The 6907-nt window shown below is 70.2% G+C and carries 4 protein-coding genes and 1 pseudogene; 3 read left to right on the top strand and 2 right to left on the bottom strand.

Going from position 1 to position 6907, the window contains the following annotated elements; genetic code table 11:
* Window positions 1–277: 277 nt before the first annotated feature.
* Window positions 278–1141: an alpha/beta hydrolase gene (locus tag G6028_RS16655; protein ID WP_182659537.1), complete on the top strand. Its 864-nt coding sequence runs from the start codon at window positions 278–280 to the stop codon at window positions 1139–1141.
* A 73-nt stretch (window positions 1142–1214) separates the two neighbouring features.
* Here the strand turns inward: G6028_RS16655 and G6028_RS16650 are convergent, their stop codons facing one another.
* The gene (locus G6028_RS16650) at window positions 1215–2477 is read right to left on the bottom strand and encodes a CHAP domain-containing protein (RefSeq protein WP_182659536.1); all 1263 of its coding nucleotides are present in this window, start codon (window positions 2475–2477) and stop codon (window positions 1215–1217) included.
* A 171-nt stretch (window positions 2478–2648) separates the two neighbouring features.
* On the opposite strand from G6028_RS16650, the gene G6028_RS16645 reads away from it, so the two are divergent.
* Window positions 2649–3542: a phosphoribosylaminoimidazolesuccinocarboxamide synthase gene (locus tag G6028_RS16645; RefSeq protein WP_182659535.1), complete on the top strand. Its 894-nt coding sequence runs from the start codon at window positions 2649–2651 to the stop codon at window positions 3540–3542.
* Complete coding sequence (locus tag G6028_RS16640) at window positions 3539–5776, top strand: S9 family peptidase (protein WP_182659534.1); 2238 nt, start codon at window positions 3539–3541, stop codon at window positions 5774–5776. Before G6028_RS16645 ends, G6028_RS16640 begins: the two co-directional genes overlap by 4 nt.
* Window positions 5777–5952: 176 nt before the next feature.
* Here the strand turns inward: G6028_RS16640 and G6028_RS16635 are convergent.
* Window positions 5953–6907: pseudogene (locus G6028_RS16635) on the bottom strand (transposase); the annotation flags it as partial.

The raw sequence follows: 6907 nt of genomic DNA, 5'->3' as shown, positions 1-6907 counted from the left end.
GCGAACACGACCGCGCCGAGCGCCGCGGCGGCCGCACGCCGAGTCCGGCGAGTGAGCCGGGTGCCGCGGCGACCGGAGGTGGGCTCCGGCGCCGGTGCGAGGGTGGTGGGAACCACGGGGACCTCCTGCGCTGTGGGTGTCCGGACCGCGTCCGGACAGAATTCTCTGACCGGTTCCATGCTCGTCCGCGCGCGGCCGCCGGTCTTGAGGCCGGAGGTGGAGAACCGGTTGGCACCTTTGGGGGAGGCCGGCGGCCTCCGGGCGCTAGTCTCGGCGCATGCGCGAGACCGTCATCCCCGTCCCCGGTACCTCCGGCCTGCAGGCGACCCTGCACCACGCCGAGACTCCCCGGGCCCTGCTCCTGCTGGTCCACGGCTTCGGTGAGCACTCCGGCCGGTACGGGCGGACGGTGGGGTTCCTGGTGGACCGCGGCGTGAACGTGGTCACCTACGACCTCCGGGGGCACGGCACGGCCCCCGGACCGCGGGCCAGGGTCGCGACGGAGGCCCACATCCGGGACAACCTGGCCGTCCGCGACGCCGTCGTGGAGTGGTGCCGCTCCCCGCGGGGCGGAGGGGCCGAGTCCCTGCCGCGACTGCTGATGGGGCACTCGATGGGCGGGTTGATCGCCGGGGAGTCCGCTCTCCGGCGTCCGTGGGACCTGGCGGGGCTGATCCTGTCCTCTCCCGGCATCGTCGTGGGCGAGAGCACACCCGCGCCGCTCCGGGCGGCGGCCCCGGTGATCGCCCGCCTCCTGCCGTTCCTCCCGGTGGAGAAGCTGGACCCGAACGAGATCTCCCGCGTTCCCGAGTACGTGGCGGACTACACCTCCGACCCGCTCGTGCACCACAAGGGGGTGCCGGCGCTGGCAGCCGGGACCCTCCTCGCGGGCGGGCAGAAGTTCCTGCAGCGCTCGAGCGCCCTGCGGTTGCCGACCCTGGTGATCAACGGGTCGGCGGACTCCATCACCTCGCCGACGGGCGCCCGTCGGTTCGCCCAGGTCGCGGGATCGGACCACGACCCGCGGCCGGAGATCACCTACCGGGAGTTCGAGGGCGGCCTGCACGAGCTGTTCAACGACCGGTGTGCGGACGAGGCGTACGCGGCGCTCGGGGAGTGGCTGGACGCGCGGCTGGGCTGACGTCCCCTGGGTCCGCGGAGCGGGGCGCACCGGAATCCGGTGCGCCCCGTGTCACGTGCAGAGCTGGAGAGCGTCAACTCCCCAGCGAACCCGCGCCTAGACCGGGCGCGGCGGCGGCCTCGATGCTCACCGTCTTGCAGCCCAGCGAGGTGTTGTTCCACCCGACGCCCGTATTGATGGCGTAGACACAGACCTTCTGGGTTCCGGTCTTCTTCACGGCGAGCCGGTTGTCGAAACCGTGGTTCCCGGAGATCCCATGTGCGTTGTTCACGTCGGACCTGGCCACATCGGCCCTGATCTTGTGGACCTCCACGTTGGCGCTCCCGGCCTCTCCGCCGACGTAGACGTGCATCTCTAGCGCAGTGCTCGTCTTACTCCGGTCGAATGACCACCCCTTGACGTCGATCGTTCCGGGGACGGACGACGCGGCGGTTTCGAATTTCCCCAGGGGGTTGGGGTCGGGGATGGTGATCGTCCTGCAGCTGATGAGCGCGTTGCCACCGTTCCCCACGCCGATCGCGTACGCGCAGACCTGCTGGGAGCCCACTTTCCTGGAGTTAATGAACGAGTCGAAGCCGTGGTTTCCCGAGATATTGTGGGTCGAGTTGACGTCGGGCCGGCTCTTGTCAGCGCGGATCTCGTGGCCCTCGACGCCGGGAGCGCCGGCTTGACCGCCGATGTAGACGTGGACCGCGAGCGAACGGGCGGCGTCGTCCCTGTCGAATGCCCAGCCGCGGACCGCGATCCGGCCGGGTTCGGCCACGGCGACCGAGTCGAAGTGGCCCACCGGGGCGTGCCCTGTCGGCGCTGGCGGAGTCAGGTTCTTCGGCCGTAGGTAGCCGATGATCCCTGCTTTGCTCATCGAGATGATCTCTGTCGGGGTGGTGCCGTTGTACGGGGCGTGGTTGTTCTGGCTGAGGATGCGGACGCTCCCGCCCTGGTCGGCCAGGACGATCCCGGCGTGGCCGTATCCACCTCCGACCGAGGCTCCCCACACCGCGACGTCGCCTTTGACGGGCGCGGTTCCGGATCCGAGCTTGTGATAGTGGGTCCCCGAGGCGTTTCCGAAGAGGTCCTTGGCGTTGCCGGACAACCGGGGCGCACCGACCACATCGCGGTTGTAGAACTGGATGAGGTCGACGCACTGGGCTCCGTAGGCTCCGTCGAAGTCCCACTTCCCACCATTGTGTTTGGCCACGAACTGGTCCACGGACATGGCGGCGTGGGCCGGCGCGGGGACGGCGATCGTCGAGATGGCCAGGGCGAAGAGAGACAGGAGTGCGGCCAGGAGGAAGCGGACTCTCCTGCCGGGCGCGAGCGGGGACAAGGTGGTCATGGCGACTCCATGGTCTCGGGTGCAGGGGGTGAGCTGCCGTCCTGCGTCGGTGATCGGGTCAGGCAATTCTCTGCGCCGTCTGTTCCGCTGTCTGTCCTGCGTTCGAGCGACATCAGTGCAGCCTGACTGCACCGTGGGCCGCACCGACCCCCTCCGACTACGCTGACGCCCATGCGACCTGAGCTCTCTTCCTACCGCCATCTCGCCGCCGGGAAGGTCCGCGAGTTATACGAGATCGACGGCGAGACGCTGCTCCTGGTGGCCACCGACCGGATCTCGGCGTACGACCACGTGCTCGGCACGCCGATTCCCGACAAGGGCCGTGTGCTCACCGCCATGAGCGCCTACTTCTTCGACGCCCTCGATGTGCCGAACCACCTCGCGGGGCCTCTGGACGACGATCGGATCCCCGCCGAGGTGCTCGGCCGGGCGATGGTCGTGCGCCGCCTGGACATGGTGCAGGCCGAGTGTGTCGCCCGTGGGTACCTGACCGGGTCCGGGATGGTCGAGTACCGCGAGTCGGGGTCGGTGTGCGGTGTCGAGCTCCCCGAGGGGCTCGTCGAGGCCAGCCGACTGCCGGAGCCGATCTTCACGCCCGCCACCAAGGCGGCGGTGGGCGACCATGACGAGAACATCTCGTTCGAGCAGCTCTCCGGGATCGTCGGCGACGAGCTGGCCGGCCGGCTCCGGACCGCCACCCTGGAGGTGTACGCGAGGGCGGCTGAGATGGCCGCCGACCGCGGGCTGCTGCTGGCGGACACGAAGTTCGAGTTCGGGTTGTCCGAGGGCGAGTTGATCCTGGCCGACGAGGTGCTCACCCCGGACTCCTCCCGGTACTGGCCGGCGGACCGGTACGAGGCCGGCCGCGTCCAGCCGAGCTTCGACAAGCAGTACGTGCGCGACTGGCTCACCGGCCCGGACTCGGGTTGGGACCGATCCTCGGATTCACCGCCGCCCCCGCTCCCACCGGAGGTGGTCGAGGCGACCAGGGCACGGTACGTCGAGGCGTACGAGCGGATCTCCGGCCTGCGGTTCTCGGAGTGGCTCGGCGGTGAGTCCGCATGAGCGCCTATGACGCCACCGGCAGCGGGACCGACACCACCGCCACCGATCAGCGGGTCCCCGCGCCTCCCCGGGCCGAGCGCCGCCCCCACCGCCGTGAGCACCACGGCCGCGTCTTCGTGGACGACTACGAGTGGCTGCGCGACAAGGACGCCCCGGCGACCCGCGAGTACCTGGAGGCGGAGAACGCGTACACGGACGCGATGACGGCCGGGCAGAAGCCGCTCGAGGACGAGGTCTACGAGGAGATCCGTTCCCGCGTCAAGGAGACCGACATGTCGGTTCCCGTGCGGGCCGCCGGCTGGTGGTACTTCTCCCGCACATCGGAAGGCCTGTCCTACGCGCGGCACTGCCGCGTCCCCGTGCCTCGCGAGTTCGTGGCGGATCCCGGCGACCCGGCCGGGTGGGTCCCGCCTGAGGTCTCGCCCGGTGTCGAGCTCCCCGGGGAGCAGCTGTTGCTGGACGGCAACGCCGAGGCCGAGGGGCACGAGTACTTCGCGCTCGGCGCGTTCTCGGTCAGCCACGACGGCCGCGTCCTCGCCTGGGCCACCGACACCGAGGGCGACGAGCGCTACACCCTGCGTTTCCGATCCCTGGATCCCGACTACACGGCGCCTGACGAGGAGATCTCGGGCATCGCGGCCGGCGTGACCTGGTCCCGCGACGGCCAGTACGTCTTCTATGTGACGGTCGACGAGGCGTGGCGCCCCGACACCGTGTGGCGTCACCGCCTGGGGACGACCCGGGACGACGACGACGAGGTGTTCCACGAGCCCGACGAGTCCTACTGGATCGGGGTCGGTGAGACGCGCAGCGAGAAGTACCTGCAGATCGCCGCGGGGTCCAAGATCACCACCGAGGTGTGGTGCCTGGACTCCGCCGACCCGGCGGGCGAGTTCTGGTGCGTACGACCTCGCGAGGAGGGCGTCGAGTACGACGTCGAGCACGCGGTCGTCGGCGGCTTGGATCGCTTCCTCATCACCCACAACGCGGGGTCGCCCAACTTCGCCGTGGTCGAGGCCCCAGCCGGACCGGTCGACCGTGACTTCCGCGAACTGGACCCGCTCGTGCCGCACCGCGACGACGTGCGGGTGGAGGGGGTCGACGCGTTCGCCCGCGTGCTGGTGCTCGGGTACCGGGAGCAGGCGCTGCCCCGGTTCTCCCTGATGCCGCTGGATCCCGCCTCCACCGCGGGTGTGGAGGCGTATTCGGTGTTCACCCCCGTGGAGTTCGACGAGGAGCTGTTCACCTCGGGCCCGGGGTCGAACCCGGAGTGGGACGCGCCGGTGCTGAGGTTCGGGTTCGGCTCGTTCGTCACCCCGGGCCGGATCTACTCCCTGGCGCTGGCCACGGGGGAGCGCACCCTGTTGCGCGAGCAGGAGGTGCTGGGCGGCTACGACCCGGCCGGGTACGTGCAGCGCCGCGACTGGGCCACCGCCGAGGACGGTACCCAGGTGCCGATCTCCCTGGTGATGTCCGTGGCCACGGCCGCCCGGATCGACGCGGGTGAGCAGGTGCCGACCCTGCTGTACGGGTACGGCTCGTACGAGACGAGCATCGATCCGGCGTTCTCGGTGGCCAGGCTGTCCCTGCTGGACCGGGGCATGGCCTACGCCGTGGCGCACGTCCGCGGCGGCGGCGAGATGGGCCGCCTCTGGTACGAGCGCGGCAAGACCCTGACCAAACGCGCCACGTTCACCGACTTCGTGGACTGCGCCCGCCACCTGGTCGACAGCGGGCTGACCGCCCCGGATCGCCTGGTCGCGGAGGGCGGCAGCGCCGGCGGGTTGCTCATGGGCGCGGTGGCCAACCTCGCGCCGGAGCTGTTCGCCGGCATCCAGGCCGTGGTGCCGTTCGTCGACCCGCTCACCTCGATCCTCATGCCGGAGTTGCCGCTCACGGTGATCGAGTGGGACGAGTGGGGCGACCCGCTGCACTCGGCGGAGGTCTACGACTACATGGCCTCCTACGCGCCGTACGAGAACGTCGAGGCCAAGGACTACCCGGCGATCCTGGCGGTGACCTCGCTCAACGACACCCGCGTGCTGTACGTGGAGCCTGCCAAGTGGGTGGCCAAGCTGCGGGCGGTGTCGACCTCGGCCAACTCAGCGGAGCGCCCCGTCCTGCTGCGCTGCGAGATGAGTGCCGGTCACGGGGGAGTGTCCGGACGCTACGAGCGGTGGCGTCAGACGGCGTTCGAGTACGCGTGGACCGTCCGCACGGCCGGCGCCGGCTAGGAGACTGCTGAACAAGCTGTCTTCTTGGGGGTGCGGGATGTGGCTCTCTGTGGGTGAGGGGCCGGTTGGCCGGGGCGCGGAGTGCGGGGCTTGAGATGCCCGGGGTCGGTGATCCGGTGGTGGTGCTCATGGCGGGTCGTTCGAGCCTCTGCCCGGGGGCGGCCCTGACATGCTGGTCAGGCCAGGGCCCAGGTTCCGTTCTGGTGGGTCAGGCCCATGGTGAGCAGTCGCCGCAGGTTGAGGGCGGCGACGCGGTGGTGGAGCCAGTTGTTGTTCTTGTCGACCCCGCGGTACGGCCCGCGGCGAGCGCCTCGGGTGAGCCAGGCGATCGAGCGCTAAACCATGGGGCGGTGCTGTCGGTAGACGGTCTTAAAGTCCTCGTCACCAGCCCGCTGGCGGTGCTGGCGCTGGAGAAGGTGATGCTCGCCGAGCAGCACGGTGCGTCCCGTGGCCGAGGTGGTGCACCGCTGGCGCAGCGGGCAGCCGCGGCAGGCTGCTTTGAAGGTGGCGCGGCCGTGCACTGTCACCGTCCGCGTGATGTTGCCGGGGCAGGTCAGCATGCCCGCCGCCGCATCGAACGTGAAGTCGTCGAGGGTGAACCCGCCCTCGACCGTAGGCCGTAGCGGCCACGGTTTGACCAGGGGCAGCCACCCTTTGTCGGTAAGGGTGGCCAGCATGCCGCCGCTGGCATACGCCGAGTCACCGAGCACCTCGACCTTCTCGTCGGCGCCGATAGTGGGATCGGCGGTGACCAGCTCCGCACCGATCGCGACATCGGAGTTGGTCGGCCCGTTTGTTTTGGTCAGCGCGCACATGGTGGTCAGGCCGGTGTCGGGCTCGACCACGATATGGGCCTTGAACCCGTCCTGGCGCCGTTGCCGGGTCTTGTGCGCGTGCCGGGAATCAGGGTCCACGGTGGAGATCACCCGATCCGGTGCCGTGCGGCAGGCGATCCGCCAACGCCCGTCCGTGCCATCAGAGTCGTCGGCGGGCTCGACGTCCTGACCGGCCACCAGCGCCAACAGCGCCACCGCCTCGGCCGGTCTGCCGCCGGCGGCGGTGATCGCCTGGGCATCCAGAGCCTCAAGCAGTGCCAGAGCGTCCGCGACCAGGGCAGAGACCAGCTCGTCG

This window comes from Dietzia cercidiphylli (assembly GCF_014145145.1).
Classification (GTDB): Bacteria; Actinomycetota; Actinomycetes; order Mycobacteriales; family Mycobacteriaceae; genus Dietzia; species Dietzia natronolimnaea.
This window is presented reverse-complemented; position numbering and strand designations above follow the sequence as displayed.